The organism is Thermus sp. NEB1569 (genome assembly GCF_022385295.1).
GTDB classification, from domain to species: domain Bacteria; phylum Deinococcota; class Deinococci; order Deinococcales; family Thermaceae; genus Thermus; species Thermus scotoductus.
Window position 1 is genome coordinate 1,981,058 of the sequence record NZ_CP092445.1, and the last position, 18,864, is coordinate 1,999,921.

Annotated in this window: 14 protein-coding genes, 2 tRNA genes, 2 rRNA genes and 1 pseudogene; 12 read left to right on the forward strand and 7 right to left on the reverse strand. The window is 63.7% G+C overall.

The window, feature by feature from the left end; translation table 11 throughout:
* Nucleotides 1–61: 61 nt before the first annotated feature.
* The 9 genes and pseudogenes from pgeF (at nucleotide 62) to MI302_RS11370 (ending at nucleotide 9,072) form a co-directional block, all read left to right on the forward strand.
* The gene (gene pgeF / locus MI302_RS11330) at nucleotides 62–787 is read left to right on the forward strand and encodes a peptidoglycan editing factor PgeF (RefSeq protein ID WP_019551474.1); all 726 of its coding nucleotides are present in this window, start codon (nucleotides 62–64) and stop codon (nucleotides 785–787) included.
* Nucleotides 788–818: 31 nt separating this feature from the next.
* The gene (locus MI302_RS11335) at nucleotides 819–1,307 is read left to right on the forward strand and encodes a YqeG family HAD IIIA-type phosphatase (RefSeq protein ID WP_126178010.1); all 489 of its coding nucleotides are present in this window, start codon (nucleotides 819–821) and stop codon (nucleotides 1,305–1,307) included.
* Nucleotides 1,308–1,320: 13 nt separating this feature from the next.
* A pseudogene (locus MI302_RS11340) lies at nucleotides 1,321–1,905 on the forward strand (type II/IV secretion system protein); the annotation flags it as partial.
* A gap of 55 nt (nucleotides 1,906–1,960) precedes the next feature.
* On the forward strand, nucleotides 1,961–2,806 hold the full coding sequence (locus MI302_RS11345) for a transposase (protein WP_038032087.1): 846 nt from the start codon (nucleotides 1,961–1,963) through the stop codon (nucleotides 2,804–2,806).
* A gap of 21 nt (nucleotides 2,807–2,827) precedes the next feature.
* A complete protein-coding gene (locus tag MI302_RS11350; protein WP_370687348.1) occupies nucleotides 2,828–4,906 on the forward strand; it encodes a type II/IV secretion system protein in 2,079 nt (692 codons plus the stop codon).
* A gap of 11 nt (nucleotides 4,907–4,917) precedes the next feature.
* Nucleotides 4,918–6,006, forward strand: a complete 1,089-nt coding sequence (locus tag MI302_RS11355; protein ID WP_239725833.1) for a type IV pilus twitching motility protein PilT — start codon at nucleotides 4,918–4,920, stop codon at nucleotides 6,004–6,006.
* 23 nt (nucleotides 6,007–6,029) lie between these two features.
* A complete protein-coding gene (gene gatB, locus MI302_RS11360; RefSeq protein ID WP_239725834.1) occupies nucleotides 6,030–7,439 on the forward strand; it encodes an Asp-tRNA(Asn)/Glu-tRNA(Gln) amidotransferase subunit GatB in 1,410 nt (469 codons plus the stop codon).
* Between the two features lie 5 nt (nucleotides 7,440–7,444).
* Nucleotides 7,445–8,446 carry a phosphoribosylformylglycinamidine cyclo-ligase gene (gene purM / locus MI302_RS11365; RefSeq protein WP_126200626.1) on the forward strand — a complete coding sequence of 334 codons (1,002 nt, stop codon included), beginning with the start codon at nucleotides 7,445–7,447 and terminating at the stop codon, nucleotides 8,444–8,446.
* Nucleotides 8,443–9,072: a histidine phosphatase family protein gene (locus tag MI302_RS11370; RefSeq protein WP_126169942.1), complete on the forward strand. Its 630-nt coding sequence runs from the start codon at nucleotides 8,443–8,445 to the stop codon at nucleotides 9,070–9,072. The genes purM and MI302_RS11370 overlap by 4 nt, the downstream gene beginning before the upstream one ends.
* Before the next feature lie 32 nt (nucleotides 9,073–9,104).
* Here MI302_RS11370 and MI302_RS11375 read toward each other — a convergent pair.
* The 3 genes from MI302_RS11375 to MI302_RS11385 all read right to left on the reverse strand — a co-directional run bounded on the left by MI302_RS11375 (nucleotide 9,105) and on the right by MI302_RS11385 (nucleotide 12,267).
* Nucleotides 9,105–9,180, reverse strand: a tRNA-Gly gene (locus MI302_RS11375).
* Between the two features lie 10 nt (nucleotides 9,181–9,190).
* Nucleotides 9,191–9,307: ribosomal RNA gene (gene rrf / locus MI302_RS11380) — 5S ribosomal RNA — on the reverse strand.
* Between the two features lie 81 nt (nucleotides 9,308–9,388).
* A 23S ribosomal RNA gene (locus tag MI302_RS11385) occupies nucleotides 9,389–12,267 on the reverse strand.
* 152 nt (nucleotides 12,268–12,419) lie between these two features.
* On the opposite strand from MI302_RS11385, the gene MI302_RS11390 reads away from it, so the two are divergent.
* Nucleotides 12,420–12,767 carry a phage holin family protein gene (locus tag MI302_RS11390; protein ID WP_015716084.1) on the forward strand — a complete coding sequence of 116 codons (348 nt, stop codon included), beginning with the start codon at nucleotides 12,420–12,422 and terminating at the stop codon, nucleotides 12,765–12,767.
* Here the strand turns inward: MI302_RS11390 and MI302_RS11395 are convergent.
* From MI302_RS11395 to MI302_RS11410, 4 genes are all read right to left on the reverse strand, one after another.
* Complete coding sequence (locus MI302_RS11395) at nucleotides 12,764–13,195, reverse strand: CBS domain-containing protein (RefSeq protein ID WP_239725835.1); 432 nt, start codon at nucleotides 13,193–13,195, stop codon at nucleotides 12,764–12,766. The two genes, MI302_RS11390 and MI302_RS11395, sit on opposite strands and share 4 nt — an antisense overlap.
* 48 nt (nucleotides 13,196–13,243) lie before the next feature.
* Entirely contained in the window at nucleotides 13,244–14,050 is an 807-nt protein-coding gene (locus MI302_RS11400; protein ID WP_126208692.1) for a universal stress protein, read from the reverse strand.
* A gap of 9 nt (nucleotides 14,051–14,059) precedes the next feature.
* Nucleotides 14,060–15,202 (reverse strand): MFS transporter, encoded by a 1,143-nt coding sequence (locus tag MI302_RS11405; RefSeq protein WP_239725836.1) that lies wholly within the window; start codon nucleotides 15,200–15,202, stop codon nucleotides 14,060–14,062.
* 88 nt (nucleotides 15,203–15,290) lie between these two features.
* A tRNA-Arg gene (locus MI302_RS11410) sits at nucleotides 15,291–15,367 on the reverse strand.
* Between the two features lie 44 nt (nucleotides 15,368–15,411).
* On the opposite strand from MI302_RS11410, the gene MI302_RS11415 reads away from it, so the two are divergent.
* Nucleotides 15,412–17,229 (forward strand): peptidylprolyl isomerase, encoded by a 1,818-nt coding sequence (locus MI302_RS11415; RefSeq protein WP_239725837.1) that lies wholly within the window; start codon nucleotides 15,412–15,414, stop codon nucleotides 17,227–17,229.
* A 65-nt stretch (nucleotides 17,230–17,294) separates the two neighbouring features.
* Nucleotides 17,295–18,863 (forward strand): phosphoglucomutase (alpha-D-glucose-1,6-bisphosphate-dependent), encoded by a 1,569-nt coding sequence (pgm, locus tag MI302_RS11420; RefSeq protein ID WP_239725838.1) that lies wholly within the window; start codon nucleotides 17,295–17,297, stop codon nucleotides 18,861–18,863.
* Nucleotide 18,864: the final 1 nt, after the last annotated feature.

Genomic DNA, 18,864 nt, shown 5'->3' on the forward strand with positions numbered 1-18,864 from the left:
TGAGCCTGTGAAGAATAGGGGTAAAGGCACGCTTTGCGGAACCCCAGGGCACAATAGAGGCATGGTTCCCCTCCTCACCACCCCCTTGCCCGTGCCCCATGGCTTCACCACCCGCCTGGGCGGGGTTTCCCAAGGCCCCTTTCAGAGCCTGAACCTCTCCGCAGCCACCGGGGACGACCCCGAACGGGTGGCCGAGAACCAAAGGCGGGTCCTCTCCCGATTCGGCCATCCTCCCGTGGCCGGGCTCAAGCAGGTGCACGGAGTAGAGGTCCACCTGGTGAAAGGCCCTGGCGTCTGGGAAGGGGATGGCCTCCTCACAAAGACCCCCGGCCTTCTCCTGAGGGTGGGGGCGGCGGACTGCTACCCCCTTCTCCTCTACCACCCCGAAGGGGTGGTGGGGGCCCTGCATGCCGGCTGGCGGGGCGTGGTAGGGGGGATCCTCCCTCGAGCCTTAGAGCTTCTGGAAGAAATGGGGCTGGATCCCAAGCAGGTTCACCTGGCCATGGGCCCAGGCATTGGGGGCCGGTGTTACCAGGTGGGGGAGGAGGTGGCGGAACGCTTCGCCCAAGCGGGACTAAACACCTTTACCCCGGACCCAAAGGCCCCGGGTAGGTACCTCCTGGACCTGGAAGGGGCCCTCCTTCTCCAGGCGGAAAGGGCTGGCCTCCTTCGGGAGAGGATCTACCAGGTGGGCCTCTGCACCCACTGCGAACCCACTCTCTTTTCCCACCGCCGGGACCGGGGAAAGACGGGACGGATGTGGGGGCTTATCATGCTCCCCCGTTAAGGGCCCCTTCCCGCCGTGGCACAATGGAACCATGCTCTTCCCCCGGGCGGTCCTGCCCTCCCTCCTCCACCTCACCCCAAAGTGGCTGAAGGAGCGGGGCCTTCAGGGGGTGATCCTGGACCTGGACAACACCCTCCTGCCCTATGGGGAGGAGGAACCCTCGCCCGAACACCGGGCCTGGCTGGAAGCGCTCAAGGCCGAGGTCCCCATCTACCTTCTATCCAACGCCCTACCCGAGCGCTTCGCCCGGATTCAAGGAAGGCTTGGCCTCCCCGGCCATGCCCCCGCCTTGAAGCCCTGGCTGGGGTTCCGTCGGGCCCTGAAGGCCTTAGGACTTTCCCCCCAGGAGGTGGCGGTGGTGGGGGACCAGATCTTCACCGACGTCCTTGGGGGCAACCTGGTGGGGGCCTACACCGTTTTGGTGCCCCCCTTGCGGGAGCGGGAGCTTTTTTACACGCGTTTCATACGGATGCTGGAGACTCCGTTTAGGAAACCCCGGTCGCGCGGAAGCGTGCCTTAGAGAGAGGATTAGGATGAGCGTGCTCACCATCGGGGACAAACGGCTAGGTGCCATCCTATTGGATGCCGGCCTCCTCACCGATGAGGAGTTGCAGATGGCCCTGGAGAAACACCGGGAAGTGGGAGGCTCCTTGGCGGAAGTCATCGTGGACTCGGGCCTCCTCTCCGAAAGGCGCATCGCCCAGGCCATCGAGGACCACTTCGGCATCCCCTTGGTGGAGCTTCACACCCTGGAGATCCCCCCCAAGGTAAGGGCCCTTCTGCCCGCGGAAAAGGCCAAGGAGCTCCAGGCCATCCCCTTCGCCGTGGACGAGGAGGCGGGCGTGGTACGGGTGGCCTTCGTGAACCCCCTGGACACCCTGGCCCTCGAGGAGGTGGAGGACCTCACCGGAATGGTGGTGGAGCCCTACCAGGCCACCAAAAGCGCCTTCCTTTACGCCTTGGCCAAGAACTACCCGGAGCTGGGCCTAACCCCATCCCCACCCCCCACCGGCCCCAGCCGGGAGGAACTGAAGGTGGGGGAGCTTCTGGTGAAGAGGGGTCTTTTGGACCGGAACACCCTGGAGGAAGCCCTGGTGGAGCAGGAAAAAACCGGGGATCCCTTCGTGTGCTACTTGATCTGGACCCCTAGGGTGTGAAAGAAAAGGGGGTGCTATGCATCCAAACCGTGAGCACCCCCTCTACTATCTTGACGCAGAAACCCTTCTCGTAGCCACCTACGTTTGGGTGGATGACGAACTCAAGGCCCTCGTCGCCCAAGGTCACAAGCTCCCAAAAAAGCAAAAGCACCAAAAGGCCACCCTGGCAGAGCTCCTAACCCTCGCCATCTTCCTCCTCCTCCAGGGCCAGGACCTCGCCAAAGGCTACCTCGCCGCCAAAACTACCCTGAAGCCTTACTTCCCCTCCCTCCCCCACCTCTCCCGCTTCTACCGGGTCCTTCAAAAGGCTCATGGGCTCCTGGCCCACCTCGCCCTCAGGCTCTCCGGAGGAGAAGGCTTGCTACAGGTGGTGGACCTGAAGCCCATTCCCCTGGCCCACGGACAGCGCATCCACAGCCTCTCCCTCCCTGAGGCCGCGGTGGGGAAAGGACCCCTGGGGGCTTTTGGCGGATACGCCCTCATGCCGGTGATGAACGAGCGGGGCCTCTTTTTCCGCTGGGTTCTTCTGCCCGGGAATGCCCGGGAGACCTGGGGGAGGGAGGTCCTTGAGGGTTTGCCTGCGGTTCTTGGGGACCGGGGTTTTCGCTGGGTCCAGGGGGTGAAGACGCCGCCCTACCGGCTCAGGGGAGGGAAGGTGGTGGAGACGGGGTGGCGAGCCTGGATGGGGAGGGTGCGCAACTGGATTGAGACGCGGTTTAGCGTGATGGTGAGGTCTTTGGGGCTTCACCGGATGGAGGTGCGGTCGTATTGGGGTTTGGTGGCGCGGGTCCATCTCATCCTGCTGGTGCACAACCTGATTCGGAGCCGGGTGCTTCTCAAGATGGCTGGGGTGGAGATATGAGGTAGCACACGAAGGGATCTCTTGGGCCGCATCCTGGTGCGAAAGGGGCTCTCCGAGGAGGTGCTATACCAGGCGCTTTCGGAGCAAAAGGGGCTTGAATTCCTTCCCTCCACCGAAGACCTAAACCCCGACCCAGTGGCCACCTCCCTCCTCCTCCGCTCCGACGCCCTGCGCTATAGCGCCGTGCCCGTAGCCTTCCGGGACGGGGAGGTGGAAGTGGTGCTGGCCGATCCCCGGCACAAGGAGGCGGTGGCGGAGCTCCTGGGCCGGCCTGTCCGCTTCCTCCTCACCCTTCCCAAGGAGTGGGAAGCCCTTTTCCACCAGGCCTATCCGGAAAAAAGCCGCCTGGGGGAGGTCCTGGTCCAGGAGGGGCGCCTGAGCCGGGAGAAGTTAAGGGAAGCCCTCGATGTGCAACGGCGCCTACCCAAGGCCAAGCCCCTGGGGGAGATCCTGGTGGAGCTGGGCCTGGCCCGGCCTGAGGACGTGGAGGAGGCCTTAAAGAAGCAACGCCAAGGCGGAGGCCGCCTGGAGGACACCCTGGTGGCCTCGGGGAAGTTAAAACCCGAGGCCTTGGCCCAGGCGGTGGCGGCCCAGCTGGGCTACGCCTACATCAACCCTGAGCAGACCCCCCCTGACCCTGGGGCCGCCCTTCTCCTCCCCGAGGACCTCTGCCGCCGCTACGGCATCTTCCCCCACCACGTGGAGGGAAATCGCCTAGTCCTCCTCATGAAGGACCCCCGGAACATCCTGGCCCTGGACGATGTGCGCCTAGCCCTCAAGCGCAAGGGCCTAGCTTACGAGGTGGTGCCCGCCGTGGCCACGGAGGCCGCCATCACCAAGCTCATCGAACGCTTTTACAGCAGGGAGGAGCTGGGCGAGATCGCCAAGGAGCTATCCAAGGGCTACCAGGAAGAGGAGGCCGTCACCCCCGAGCTGGACGAAAGCGCTGCCCAAAAGTTCGTCCGGCAGGTGATCCGGGAGGCCTACCTCCAGGATGCCTCCGATATCCACATAGAGCCCAGGCAGTCGGACGTTCTGGTGCGCCTAAGGATTGACGGCACCCTGCGCCAGTACACCACTTTGTCCAAAGGGGCCCTAAACTCCATCATCAGCGTGGTCAAGATCATGGGCGGCCTCAACATCGCGGAAAGACGCCTCCCCCAGGACGGACGGGTGCGCTACCGGGAAGGGGCCATCGACGTGGACCTCCGCCTCTCCACCCTGCCCACGGTCTACGGGGAGAAGGCGGTGATGCGCCTTTTGAAAAAGGCCGCCGACATCCCCGAGATCGAGGGTCTGGGCTTTGCCCCAGGCGTTTTTGAGCGCTTCCAGGAGGTGATCTCCAAGCCCTACGGCATCTTCCTCATCACCGGGCCCACGGGCTCGGGTAAGAGCTTCACCACCTTCTCCATCCTAAAGCGCATCGCCACCCCCGACAAGAACACCCAGACCATCGAGGATCCCGTGGAGTACGAGATTCCTGGCATCAACCAGACCCAGGTGAACCCCCAGGCGGGCCTCACCTTCGCCCGGGCCCTGAGGGCCTTTTTGAGGCAGGACCCGGACATCATCATGGTGGGGGAGATCCGGGACTCAGAGACCGCCAAGATCGCCACCGAGGCCGCCCTCACCGGGCATTTGGTCATCGCCACCCTGCACACCAACGATGCCGCCCAGGCCATTACCCGTCTGGACGAGATGGGGGTGGAGCTCTTCAACATCTCCGCCGCCCTCATCGGGGTCCTTTCCCAGCGCCTGGTGCGAAGGATCTGCGACCACTGCAAGGTGGAGGTGAAGCCCGATCCCGAGGTCCTGCACCGCCTGGGTCTGAGCGAAAAGGAGCTCCAGGGGGCCAAGCTCTTTAGGGGCATGGGGTGCGAGCGTTGTGGCGGTACCGGGTACAAGGGACGCTACGCCATCCACGAGCTCTTGGTGGTGGACGACGAGATCCGCCACGCCATCGTGGCCGGCAAGTCGGCCACGGAGATCAAGGAGATCGCCCGCAGGAAGGGGATGAAGACCCTGCGGGAGGACGGCATCCAGAAGGTCCTCCAGGGGATTACCACCCTCGAGGAAGTCCTGGCGCGTACCATTGAGTGAAGGAGGTAGGTATGGCCAAAACACCCGACATCGTGGACCTCTTAACCCTGGCCGTGGAGCGGAGGGCCAGCGACCTGGTGATCACCGTGGGCCTTCCCCCCATGATCAAGGTGGACGGGGAGTTCCACCCCACGGAGTACGAGCCCCTCTCCCCCCAGGACACCCGCCGCCTCATGTACGCCCTCATGGACGAGAAGCAGCAACGGATCTTTGAGGAGGAAAAGGAGCTGGACTTCTCCTTCAGCCTCCCGGGAAAGGGCCGCTACCGGGTCAACGTCTTCCTGCAACGGGGAAGCGTGGGCGGGGTCCTTAGGGTGGTGCCCGCCACCATCAAGAGCTTTGAGGAGCTGGGCCTGCCCAAGAACATCGCCGAGATCGCCTTAAGCCCCAGAGGCCTGGTCCTGGTCACGGGGCCCACCGGGTCGGGGAAGAGCACCACCTTGGCCTCCATGATCGACTACATCAACGAGCGCAAGCCGGTGCACATCGTGACCATCGAGGACCCCATTGAGTTTTTCCACAAGCACAAGAAGGCCATCGTCAACCAGCGGGAGATCGGCTCCGATACCCACGGGTTCCACAAGGCCCTGAGAAGCGTTCTTCGCCAGGCCCCGGACGTGATCCTGGTGGGGGAGATGCGGGACTACGAAACCATCGCCGCCGCCATCACCGCTGCGGAAACCGGGCACCTGGTCATGGGCACCCTGCACACCAACTCCGCCCCCGAGACCATAGACCGCATCATCGACGTCTTCCCCGAAAACCAGCAGGAGCAGGTGCGGGTGCAGCTTTCCAACAACCTGGTGGCCGTTTTAACCCAGCAGCTCCTGCCCAAGGCCTTTGGGGGCGGGCGGGTCTTGGCCTACGAGCTCATGATCGCTACCCCTGCGGTAAGGGCCCTGATCCGGGAGGGGAAGAGCCACCAGCTTAGGAGCGTCATCCAGACCGGGGGCCAGTACGGGATGATCACCATGGACGCTTGCCTTGCTGACCTTTACAAGCGCAAGCTGATCACCTACGAGCTGGGCCTTTCCCGGGCGGTGGATCCCAAGGAGTTCATGCGTTTGAGCGGGGTGCAGGAGGGAGCCAAGCGCCCCTAGATCCAGCTGGTAAACTTTAGGCCATGTATGAGGCGGTCATCGGCCTCGAGGTCCACCTGCACCTGAAGACCCGGACCAAGGCCTTCTGCGGCTGCGAAGCCGACTACTTTGGCGCTCCCCCCAACACCCACACCTGCCCCGTCTGCCTAGGCCTGCCCGGAAGCCTCCCCGTGCCCAACAAAAAGGCAGTGGAGTTCGGCCTAAAGCTGGCCCTGGCCCTGGGAAGCCGGGTTCCGGAAAGGCTCGTTTTCCACCGCAAGAACTACTTCTACCCCGACCTGCCCAAAAACTACCAGATCAGCCAGTACGACCTCCCCTTGGGCCAAGGGGGAGGGCTGCCCCTGGGGGAAAGAACCGTGCGCATCAAGCGCCTCCACCTGGAGGAGGATGCCGGGAAAAGCCTCCACCTGGAGGACCGCACCCTTCTGGACCTGAACCGGGCAGGAAGCCCCTTGATCGAGCTTGTCACCGAACCCGATCTCAAAAGCCCCGAGGAAGCCCGGCTTTTCCTGCAACGCATCCAGGCCCTGGTCCAGACCCTAGGCATCTCCGAGGCCAGCCCCGAGGAAGGGAAAATGAGGGCCGACGTGAACGTTTCCGTCCGCCGCGCGGGGGAGCCTTTGGGCACCAAGGTGGAGATCAAAAACCTGAACTCCTTTAAGAGCGTGCAGAGGGCCTTAGAGTACGAGATCCGCCGCCAGACGGAGATCCTAAGGCGCGGGGAGCGGGTGAAGCAGGCCACCCTGGGCTTTGAGGAGGGAAGCGGCAAAACCTACCCCATGCGCACCAAGGAGGAGGAAGCCGACTACCGCTACTTCCCCGAGCCCGACATCCCCCCGGTCCCCATCCCCCGGGAATGGCTGGAGGAGATCCATAAGGGGTTACCGGAACTCCCCTGGGAGAAGGAAAAACGCTACCAGGCCTTGGGGATCAAGGCCCAGGACGCCGAGGTCCTGGCCTACACCCCTTCCCTGGCCCGCTTCCTGGACCAAGCCCTAAGCCTGGGCCAAGCCTCCCCTCAGGCCCTGGCCAACTGGCTTTTGGCGGATGTGGCCGGGCTCTTAAACGAACGGGGCCTTTCCCTGGAGGAAACCCGCCTTACCCCGGAGGACCTTTCCCGGCTGGTGGCCCTCTTTGAACGGGGGGAGATCACCAGCCGGGTGGCCAAAGAACTCCTTCCCGAAGTCTTGGAAGGGCAGGATCCCGAAACCTTGGTGCGGGAGAGGGGCCTAAGGGTGGTGGCAGATGCGGAAGCCCTCAAGGCGGTGGTAGCCGAGGTTATCGCCGCCATGCCCGAAGCGGCAGAAAGCGTGCGCCAGGGGAAGCTCAAAGCCCTGGACGCCCTGTTGGGCCAGGTGATGCGGAGGACCAAGGGCCAGGCCAAGCCCGATCTGGTGCGAAGGCTTCTCCTCGAGGCCCTTGGGGTAGGATGAGGCCGATGCGTTACGAGGAAGCCGGGGTGCACATCGAGGCCAAGGCGGAAGCCCTGAAAAGGGCCAAGGAGGCCATCGTCGCCACCTATACCCCCAAGGTGTTACGGGGGATTGGAGCCTTTGGAGGGCTTTTCGACGCCGGCGGGCTAAAGGAAATGAAGGAGCCCGTCCTGGTGGCCACCACGGACGGGGTGGGCACCAAGACCCTTTTGGCCCTCCAGGTGGGCAATGTGTCCGGGCTGGGCTTTGACCTGGTGAACCACTCCGTGAACGACCTCCTGGCCCAGGGGGCCCTGCCCCTCTTCTTCATGGACTACCTGGCGGCAAGCCGCCTGGAGGAGGAGGTGCTCTCCGCGCTCCTCACCTCCCTGGCCGAGGCCTGCAAGGCCCTGGGCATTCCCCTTCTGGGCGGGGAGACCGCCGAGATGCCCGGGGTCTACCGGGAAGGAGCCTGGGATGTGGTGGGCACCCTGGTGGGCGTGGTGGAGAAGGAGGAGATCCTGGGCCCGGAAAGGGTCCGGGAAGGGGATCTCCTTCTGGCCCTTCCCTCCTCCGGCCCTCACACCAACGGCTACTCCCTGATCCGGAAGGCGGTGGAGGGGCTGGACCTCGAGGCGCCCGTACCCGAGCTTGGGGAAAGCCTAAAAGAAGCCCTCCTCCGCCCCCACCGGGCTTACCTCAAGGAGTTCCTAACGCTTAGGGAAGCTGGGGTGAGGATCCACGCCATCGCCCACATCACCGGGGGCGGCCTCCCGGAAAACCTGCCCCGGGCTCTTCCCGAGGGCCTGGGAGCGGAGATCCGAAAGGGAAGCTGGCCCATTCCCCCCATCTTCCCCTACCTGCAACGCCTAGGAGGTATCCCGGAGGAAGAGATGTACCGGGTCTTCAACATGGGCCTTGGGCTTATCCTGGTCCTGCCGGAAAAGGAGGCCCAGAGGGCCCAAGCCCTGGTGGAAAGCTTCCCGGTGGGAAGGGTAGTGGCAGGCTCCGGGGTTCGGCTGGTATGAAAGAGCTCTGGCTCATCCGCCACGGGGAAACCGAGTGGAACGTCAAGAAGCGCTTCCAGGGCCACCTGGATGTACCCCTCTCCCCTGCGGGGATCGGCCAGGCCTTCCGCCTGGCCCAGCGCCTTTCCCGAAGCCACCTTCCCTTTCACGGGCTTTACGCCTCCGATCTCCGCCGGGCCCGGGAAACCGCCGAGCCCCTGGCGGCGGTTCTGGGCCTTCCCTTGGAAACCACCCCCCTTTTGCGGGAAATCGACGTGGGCGCCCTGGCCGGCCTGAGCCGGGAGGAAGCGGAGGCCCGGTACCCCGAGTTCATCCGGGCTGCCCAAAGGGATCCCTGGCATACCCCCCGTCCTGGTGGGGAAAGCATGGCAGACTTAGCCCGGCGCCTGGAGGCTTTCCTCGAAACCCTCCCAGCCGGCCGGCACCTCCTGGTGACCCATGGGGGCGTGATCCGCGCCGCCTTGAAGATGGCCCTGGACCTCGAGGGCGACGCCTGGCGGCGCTTCCACATCCCCAACACCTCCATCACCCGGATCCTTCTGCCCGAGCGGGAGGTCCTCGCCGTTTCCGATAGCGCCCATTTGGAAACCTGGGCCGACTGGCTTTCCGACGAAAGCGTCAAATGAAAAACCCCCAGGCCTAGGCCTGGGGGTTGATGTGGAGCGGGAGACGGGACTTGAACCCGCGACCCCGACCTTGGCAAGGTCGTGCTCTACCAACTGAGCTACTCCCGCAAGGAAAAATCCCCCGCACCGACCTACTCTTCCAGGACCCTGCGGTCCCAGTACCATCGGCGCTGGCGCGTTTCACTTCCGTGTTCGGAATGGGAACGGGTGGTTCCACGCCGCTATGGGCACGGGGGATTCTCGTGTTTTGTTTTTCAAAATCCCACGCCGCCTTCAAGCGGCAGGGGATCCAAGCTGGGGTGGTCATCAGGGCAAAAGGGTCAAGACCTCGGACGATTGGGACCGGTCAGCTCAACGCCTCACGGCGCTTACACCTCCGGCCCATCCACCGGGTAGTCTTCCCGGGTCCTTACCGGCTTCACACCGTGGGAGGCCTCATCTTGGGGCGGGTTTCCCGCTTAGATGCTTTCAGCGGTTATCCCTCCCGCACATGGCTACCCAGCTTATGCCCCTGGAGGGACAGCTGGGAAACCAGAGGTGCGTCCCTTCCGGTCCTCTCGTACTAGGAAGAGCCCCCCTCAAGCCTCCTGCGCCCGTGGCGGATAGAGACCGAACTGTCTCACGACGTTCTGAACCCAGCTCGCGTGCCGCTTTAATGGGCGAACAGCCCAACCCTTGGGACCTTCTTCAGCCCCAGGATGCGACGAGCCGACATCGAGGTGCCAAACCTCCCCGCCGCTGTGGACGCTCGGGGGAGATCAGCCTGTTATCCCCGGGGTAACTTTTATCCGTTGATCGATGGCCCTTCCACACGGGACCACCGGTTCACTAGGCCCGGCTTTCGCCCCTGCTCGGCTTGCAGGCCTCACAGTCAGGCTCCCTTCTACCCTTGCGCTCTCCGGCGGATTTCCGTCCCGCCTGAGGGAACCTTTGGGCGCCTCCGTTACCCTTTAGGAGGCGACCGCCCCAGTCAAACTGCCCGCCAAGCGCTGTCCCCAATCCCTTGGGTTAGGCCCCCAGCCGCATCAGGGTGGTATTTCACCGGCGCCTCCACCGCCCCCGAAAGGGCGGCTTCACAGGCTCCCACCTATCCTACGCAGACGCGACCAAGAGCCAACACCAGGCTGCAGTAAAGCTCCACGGGGTCTTTTCGTCCTGCCACGGGTAGGCCGCATCTTCACGGCCAGTTCAATTTCACCGGGTCCCTCGCCGAGACAGCGCTCCGGTCGTTACGCTTTTCGTGCAGGTCGGAACTTACCCGACAAGGAATTTCGCTACCTTAGGACCGTTATAGTTACGGCCGCCGTTCACCGGGGCTTCGGTTCAGGGCTTGCACCCCTCCCCTTGACCTTCCGGCACCGGGCAAGCGTCGCTCCCTATACCTCCTCTTACGAGTTCGCAGAGAGCTGTGTTTTTGGTAAACAGTCGCCAGAGCCTGTTCACTGCGGCTCGCCCAAAGGCGAGCACCCCTTCTCCCGAAGTTACGGGGCTAACTTGCAGAGTTCCTTGGCGAGGGTTATCCCGCGCGCCTGAGTGCTCTTGCACCCGCCCACCTGTGTCGGTTTGCGGTACGGGTTCCCGCAGGTTGTGCTTAGAGGCTTTTCTTGGCTCCCTGGCTTCGGGGGGTTGTCACCCGTACGGGCTTCCCCACCACGCAGAGCTTGTTGGGAGGCGGATTTGCCTACCTCCCACCCTGCGCTTCTGGCCGGGCTCGTCCATGGCTCCGGTCCCCCTAGCCTAGAGCGTCCCCCCATCGCACCTGCGGGAAGGGCCGGAATATTAACCGGCTGTCCTTCGGCTACGCCTCTCGGCCTCACCTTAGGCCCCGCCTAACCCTACGCTGACGACCATTGCGTAGGAACCCTTGGGCTTACGGCGACAGGGATTCTCACCCTGTTTATCGTTACTCATGCCGGCATTCGCACTTCCCTTACCTCCAGCCGCCCTCGCGGACGACCTTCATCGGCATCGGGAACGCTCCCCTACCGCCTGAGGGATCACCCCTCAGACCCGCAGCTTCGGCGCTGGGCTTAAGCCCCGATCATTTTCGGCGCAGCGTCACTCGACCAGTGAGCTATTACGCACTCTTTAAAGGATGGCTGCTTCTAAGCCAACCTCCTGGCTGTCTCAGCAACGCCACATCCTTTCCCACTTAGCCCAGACTTCGGGACCTTAGCTGGCGGTCTCGGTTGTTCCCGCGCTTGGACACGGACGTTATCGCTCGCGCCCTCACTCCCAGGCTCCACCTTAGACCCTTCGGAGTTTGACAGGGTTTGGTAGGCTGGTGGGCCCCCTAGCCCTATCAGTGCTCTACAGGCCCCAGTCAGCACCTGAGGCTGACCCTAAAGTCATTTCGGGGAGAACCAGCTATCTCCGGGTTCGGTTAGCTTTTCACTCCTAACCCCAGCTCATCCGAGGGGTTTGCATCCCCCACCGGTTCGGGCCTCCACTGGGCTTCACCCCAGCTTCACCCTGGCCAGGGCTAGCTCACCCGGTTTCGGGTCCACGGCCGCGGACTAACGCCCTATTCGGACTCGGTTTCCCTACGCCTCCGCCTCAACGGCTTAAGCTCGCCCACGACCGTGAGTCGCCGGCTCATGCTTCAATAGGCACGCCGCAACCCCTAAAGGGGCCGCGACTGCTTGTAAGCCCACGGTTTCAGGCTCTATTTCACTCCCCTCCCGGGGTTCTTTTCACCTTTCCCTCACGGTACTGGTTCACTATCGGTCACCCGGAGTACTTAGCCTTAGGCGGTGGTCCGCCCAGATTCCCCCATGGCTCCACGAACCACAGGGTACTCGGGTACCCTCACCTATCCCCTCCCCTTTCGCCTACAGGGCTTTCACCTTCTCTGGCGCTGCTTCCCAACAGCTTCGGCTAGAGTCGGGGATTCGGTATCCGAGGGCCCCACTACCCCGCCCGGACAAGCCAGACGGTTTAGGCTCTTCCCCTTTCGCTCGCCGCTACTCAGGGAGTCGCTTTCGCTTTCCTCTCCTCTGGGTACTGAGATGTTTCAGTTCCCCAGGTTCCCCCCGCCAATCGGCGGTGACCCGTGTTCCCACGGGCCGGGTTCCCCCATTCGGACATCCAGGGATCCACGCCCGCTACCGGCTCCCCCTGGCTTATCGCAGGTAGCCACGTCCTTCATCGGCTCGGGTGCCAAGGCATCCACCGTGGGCCCTTAGCATCTTGACCCTCAAAGGCCGCTCATCACGACCTCTAACTACCTATCCTCCACCCCAGCTTTCAAGATCCCCCGCCGCCCCTTCAGGCAGCGCAAAGAAAAAACTACCAGACCAACACAAGACTGTCAAGGGGGGTGGAGGCTTTTCGGGTAAGCTAAGGGCGTGCGCGGCCTGCTGGTACGGCTTCTCCTCAACACCCTGGCCCTTTGGGTGGTGAGCCTGGTGTACCCGGGGGTTTCCTTCGCCCGGGAGGCAGGGCTTTTGGACTACTTGGTGGCGGGTGCGGTATGGGGGCTGGCCAATGCCTTACTGCGGCCCCTTCTCCTTTTCCTGACCCTGCCCTTAAACCTCATGACCCTGGGGCTCTTCACCCTGGTGGTCAACGGCATCGTGCTTTACCTGGTGGCCGAGGCCACGGCCCTTCAGGTGCCGGGCTTTGCTGAAGCCCTCATCGGGGCCTTGATCCTTTCCCTGGTAAGCCTTCTTCTCAGCTGGCTTTTCCGCGACTAGCGGTTTTCCATCACGTAGCGGGAAAGCTCCTCGATCAGGACCTCCTGCTCGGTGATGATGGCCTTGACCGCATCCCCGATGGAAACTACCCCGACCACCCTGCCTTCCTCCAAGACAGGAAGATGCCGCACCCGGTGCTCGGTCATCAGGCGCATGGCCTCTTGCAAGGTGGTTTCGGGAGTCACCGTGATCACCTCGCGGGTCATGACCTCCTCCACCAGGGTGTCCTTGGAAAACCGGCCCAGGAGGACCAGTTTCCGGGCATAGTCCCGCTCGGAGAAAATCCCGAGAAGCCCCTCCCCCTCCATGACCAGGAGGGCCCCGATGTCGTGCTCCGCCAGCTTGCGCAAAGCCTCCAGCACCGTGGCCTGGGGGTGAACGCTATAGACCCCTCCCCCCTTGCGCAACAGGACCTGCCGAACGGTCATAGAACCCCCTTTCCTTTAGGGGTTCATTATACCAGACCGGGCAAGCGCTTATCGCACGGTGAGGACCGGCCCCACCGCATGGCGCACCACGTATTCGGCGGTGCTCCCCAGGACCAGGCGGCGCACCGGCGCTCCCAGGGCCAGAAGATCCGAGGGGGTTTGCAAGGACAGAAGATGCTCTGCGGGATCGCCCGAGAAGGCCAGGGACTCCACCCGGATCCCCTGGTCCTGCAGGTAGGTCTGCGCCTCGAGGGCCCAGGCCCCTGCCTGCACCGGGTCATCGTGGACGCTCACCACCCGAACCGCAAGCCCCAGGGGCTTGGCCAGCAGGGCCAGGGTATGTAGGGCCCGCACCGCACTTTCCGAAGCGTTATAACCCAGGATGGCCCTCTCAATCTCCACGAAATCGGTGGGGGCCACCAGAACCGGGGTAGGCGAGGTTCTTAAAACCCTATCCACGGTGCTTCCCAACCCTACGAAACTACCCCCATGGGCTTCCCCGCTTCGGCCCATGACCAGGAGGTCTGCGGTGCGGGCATGGCGCAGGATCACCTCGTGGGGTAACCCGGTTTCCATGAAGACCTCCACCTGAAGCCCCGCCTCCTCGGCGCTCTTGCGAATGCGCTCCAATAAGGCCTCGCCATGGGCGGAAAGGGCCTTTTCCAGCTCTTCCCGGTAGGCGGGCACGGGCACGGTAAGGGCCCCAAAGTCCATGAGCTCCAGCACCCGGATGAGGCGGGAATCCCGGACGTAGAGGGCCACCAACTTGGCGGAAAGCTTGTAGCAAAGCCACTCCGCCAGCACCTCCGCCCCCCGGGCCTGGGGCGAGCCATCTGTGGCCAGAAGGATCCTCATGGAACCATCTTAACGCCCCTGGCCGTGCGCCAGGCCCGGCTCCCTTACCCCTTGGGCCAAGGCCCAGGCGGGCAGGATCAAGGCCCCCAGGGCCAGGAGAACCGGCATCACGCCAAAGACCTCGATCCAGTGGCCTATGGGGGCGTAGAAGAGCCCGGCGAAACCCCAGGTGAAGCCCATGAGAAGCCCAGAAACCGTGGCCGTTTGGCCCGGTTCCAGCTCCTGGGCCAAGGCCACGGCCACCGGGATCCCCGCGTTCATCAAAGCCCCGGTCAGGCCCAGAAGGACCAGGTAGGGCGCACCCCCGGGAGGCAGGAAAAGAAGGCCCAGATACAGGGGAAGCCCAAAGGCCAGGGTCCCCACCAAAACCGCCTTCCGCCCCAGGCGGTCGGAAAGGGTGCCCCCAAGGAAGGCGCCCAAGGTGGCGGAGAAACTATAGATGGAAAGGCTCAGGGCAATATAGGCATCGGAGAGACCCCTTTGGGTGAACCAGTAGGGCAGGGTGGTGGAAAAACTCATGAAGACCAGGCTCCTCAGGGTGGCCATCCCCCAAAGCCGGGCCACATCCCCGCGAAAAACCCGCACGAAGTCCCTAAAGCCCGCAGGCTTCCCTTGCCGCTGCACCGGGGGCATGCGGAGAAGCAGTAAGGCCGGCAGCCAGGCCAAAGGCGTAAGCCAGAAGAGGCCTTTAAGCCCAAAGGTGCTCACGGTGAACAAGGCCACCACCGGCCCCAGAGAAAGGCCCAGATACCCCGCCGACCCGAAAAAGGAAAGCCAAAAACCCCTTCGCTCCTTGGGGGCAAACTCCCCCACCAGACTGGCCCCGGAGGCGTGGAAGAGGGCCGAACCCAGGCCCGCAAGCCCCAACACCAAAAGCAAGACTTCGAAACGGGGCCATAGGCCCAAGGAACCCATGCCCAAGGCCACCAAGACCGGCCCAAAAGCCGCAAGAAGCCTGCGGTCCAGGCGGTCGGCAATGAGGCCCGCAAAGGGCTGGAGAAGGCTCCCCGTGAGGGAGTACACGGACACCAGAAGCCCCACCGTACCCAACCCCACCCCAAAGTGGGCCATCAGCTTGGGCAAAAGGGGGGTGAGGAAGTTGGAGAAGAGGTCGTTGACCGTGTGGAGCCAGGCCAGAAGGAGAGGCAGCACCCTCCCATGCTAAACCCTTTCTCATGGGGAGTGTGTTACAATCTCTTCGTGCTTGTGGGCTTTCCGGTTGGCGGGGGAAAAAGAAAAATGGCGCGCCCGAGAGGACTCGAACCTCTGACCTTCGGCTCCGGAGGCCGACGCTCTATCCAGCTGAGCTACGGGCGCACTCAGCGAGAAGCATCCTAACACGCTAAGGAGGAGGCGGTCAAGTGTTCGGTATCAGCAAGAAAGCCATCACCATCCTTTTCGGTCTTCTGGCCTTGGCCTTCGCCGTGGGGGCCATCCTCCTCTTCACCCCGCAGGCAGGACAGCAGGCACGGGGCAAACCCGTGCTGTGGGTGAACGGGAAGGCGGTTTACGAGTTGGACCTGCTCCGGCTTCAGGGGAATGACCCCCTCTACGCCGCAAACCCCCAAGGGTTACTAAAGACCCTGGTGGACACCCACTTCCTGGAGCAGGTCATCCTTACGGAGGCCCTCAAGCAGGATGCCGCGCGGATCCGGGTGGGCAGTGCGGAGGTGCGCAAGGAAGTGGACCGCATCCGGGAGCAGCTTGGCCTAAAGGACAAGAAGGCCTACGAGCAGTTCCTGAACCAGGTGGGGTACACGGATGCCCAGCTCAGGAGTGAGATAAAAACCCAGCTCCAGATCCAGAAGCGCCTCGAGCAGATCCGCTCCGCGGCCAAGCCCACCCCGGAAGAGGTGCGGTTTTACTTTGAGGTGCACCAGGAGGATTACAAGGGTGAGCCCCGGGTGAAGGCCCGCCAGATCGTGGTGGACGATGCCAAACTGGCGGCGGAGCTTCTGGCCAAGGCCAAGGCTGGGGAGGACTTTGCCGCCTTGGCCAAGCAGCACTCCAAGGTGGGGGCCGAGCAAGGTGGGGCCTTGGGGGCAGACCCAGGGGAAAGCGAGTCCAAACCCGTGACCAAGGTGGTCTTCCCCGAGAAGGTGGCGGAGGCAGTCTTCGCCAAGCAGGGGCCTGGCCTGGTGGGACCCATAGAGGCTGGGGGCAGGTACTACCTGGTGAAGGTGGAGGAGTACCTGCCCCCCAAGGTGCCCACCTTTGAGGAGGTGAAGGAGCAGGTGGAGAAGGATGCCCAGGAGGCCAAGGGGAACGGGGCCCTCGAGGCCTACCTGGAGAACCTCCGCCAGAAAGCCCAGGTCCGTTTCGCCGAGGACAGCCCCTTTAGCTACAAAAACCTTCCCGTGGCCAAGGTCAATGAGCAGGAGATCCTCCTGGCCCAGGTCCTCCAGCCGGTCTTCTCCAACCAGCAGACCGCAGCCCTCATCCAGCAGGGCCTGGGGGAGCTGGCGGTCCAGTTCTTCCTGCCCCAGACCCTGGAAAGCCTGATCGACCGCGAGCTCCTGGTGGAGGCCGCCAAGAAGAGCGGCAAGCCCTTCATCGGCTCCAAGGACCAGATCGCCCAGGCGTACCTTCTCTACGAGACCCGGGGGCTCACCGCCACCGAGGAGGAGGCCCGCAGGTTCTATGCAGAAAACCCCGCCCTCTTCACCATCCCCGCCAGCGCCGAGGTGAGGGGGGTAGTCTTTAAGGCCGAGGCCAAGGCCAAGGCCTTCCGTGAGGCGGCTTTAAAAGGCGGCGATCTTCAGGCCCTGGCCAAGGCCCAGGAGGGTAGCGTCACCGAGTACGGCACCGTGAACCCCAACCAGCTCCCCGCCGTCTTAGACCGCCTGGTCTTCAAGGTGAAGGAAACCTTCCCCAAGGGTCCTATGGGGGAAGTCAGCGAAGTGGTGAAGCTGGAAGACGGCACCTTTGCCGTGCTGATCATCAAAGACCGCAAGGCGGAGGTGCTCAAGCCCTTCGCGGAAGTGGTGGAGCAGGCTAAGGAAGGGGTCATCAACCGGAAGCGGCAGCAGCAGGCCCAGGCCCTCATTCAGGAGCTCCGTAAGGCCGCCAAGATAGAAAACCGCCTGAGCCAGGTGCTGGCGGAACTCACCCCCAAAACCCAGGAGCCGGCGAAATCCCCTACACAGGAGGCTCCCAAGGAAGCGCCTTCCAAGCCCTAGGCCGGAATAAACCCACAGGGAGGCCCCAGGCGCCTGGGGCCTCCTGGGTTTTTTAAGATGGAAACATGGACCTCCTCAGGCTCCTCACCCTTTACTACGAGGAACGCCCTGACCCCCAAAACCCTCTCCAACGGGTAGCCTTCGGCACCAGCGGCCACCGGGGCACCAGCCTCAAGGGCACCTTCACCGAGGCCCATGTGCTGGCCATCACCCAGGCCATCGCCGACCTCCGGGCCTCCTTCGGAGCCACCGGACCCCTCTTCCTGGCCAAGGACACCCACGCCCTCTCCGAACCTGCCTGGGCTACGACCCTCACCGTCCTCGCCGCCAACGGCATAGAGGTGCGCCTCGAGGAGGGCTACACCCCCACCCCCCTGGTTTCCCTGGCCATCCTGGAGCACAACGCCCACCACCCCGCCAAGGCGGATGGCATCCTCCTCACCCCCAGCCACAACCCCCCCGAGGACGGGGGGCTCAAGTACAACCCCCCTACCGGCGGCCCCGCCGACACCCGCATCACCAAGGCCATAGAGGAAAGGGCCAACACCCTGCTTGCGGAAGGGCTAAAAGGGGTAAAGCGCCTTCCTTTCCGGGAAGCTTTGCGGCAGGCAAAGCCCTTTGACTACGTGGGCCTTTATGTGGAGAAGATCCGGGAGGCCGTGGACCTCGAGGCCATAAAGGTAGCTGGCTTGCGCCTCGGGGTGGATCCTTTGGGCGGCGCCAGCCTAAGAGTGTGGGAGCGGCTTGCCGAGGCCTACCATCTCAATTTGGAGGTGGTGAACCCCACCGTAGACCCCACCTTCCGCTTCATGCCCCCTGACCACGACGGCAAGATTCGCATGGACTGCTCAAGCCCCTACGCCATGGCGGGCCTTCTGGCGCTGAAGGACCGCTTTGACCTGGCCATCGGCAACGATCCCGACGCCGATCGCCACGGGATCGTCACTCCAAGGGGCCTTATGAACCCCAACCACTACCTAGCGGCCGCCGTCTTCCACCTCTACACCACCCGCACCTGGCCGGGGGCCAAGGTGGGCAAGACCGCGGTGACCAGCGCCCTTCTGGACCGGGTGGCCAAGGCCTTGGGGCGGGAGGTTTACGAAACCCCGGTGGGCTTCAAGTACTTCGTGGACGGGCTTCTTCAGGGCTGGTTGGGATTCGGCGGGGAGGAAAGCGCTGGGGCCAGCTTCCTGCGCTTCGACGGCAGGCCCTTCTCCACCGATAAGGACGGCATCCTCCTGGGGCTTTTGGCAGCGGAGATCCTGGCCAAGCGGGGCAAAGCCCCCGACGAACTCTACGAGGAGCTGGCTGCGAACCTGGGCCGGCCCTTCTACGCCCGCAAGGACCTTCCCGTCACCCCCGAGGCCAAGGCCAGGCTGGCCCGCCTTTCCCCTGAGGATGTAAAGGAAAAGGAACTGGCAGGGGAGCCCATCCTGGCCATCCTCACCCGGGCTCCCGGAAACGGGGAGCTCCTAGGGGGCCTCAAGGTGGTGACGGAAAACGCCTGGTTCGCCGTCCGCCCGAGCGGCACCGAGGACGTGGCCAAAGTGTATGCGGAAAGCTTCAAGGGGGAGGAGCACCTAAAAGGGGTCCTGGAAGCCGCCATGGCCCTGGTGCGCAAGACCCTGGGCTAAG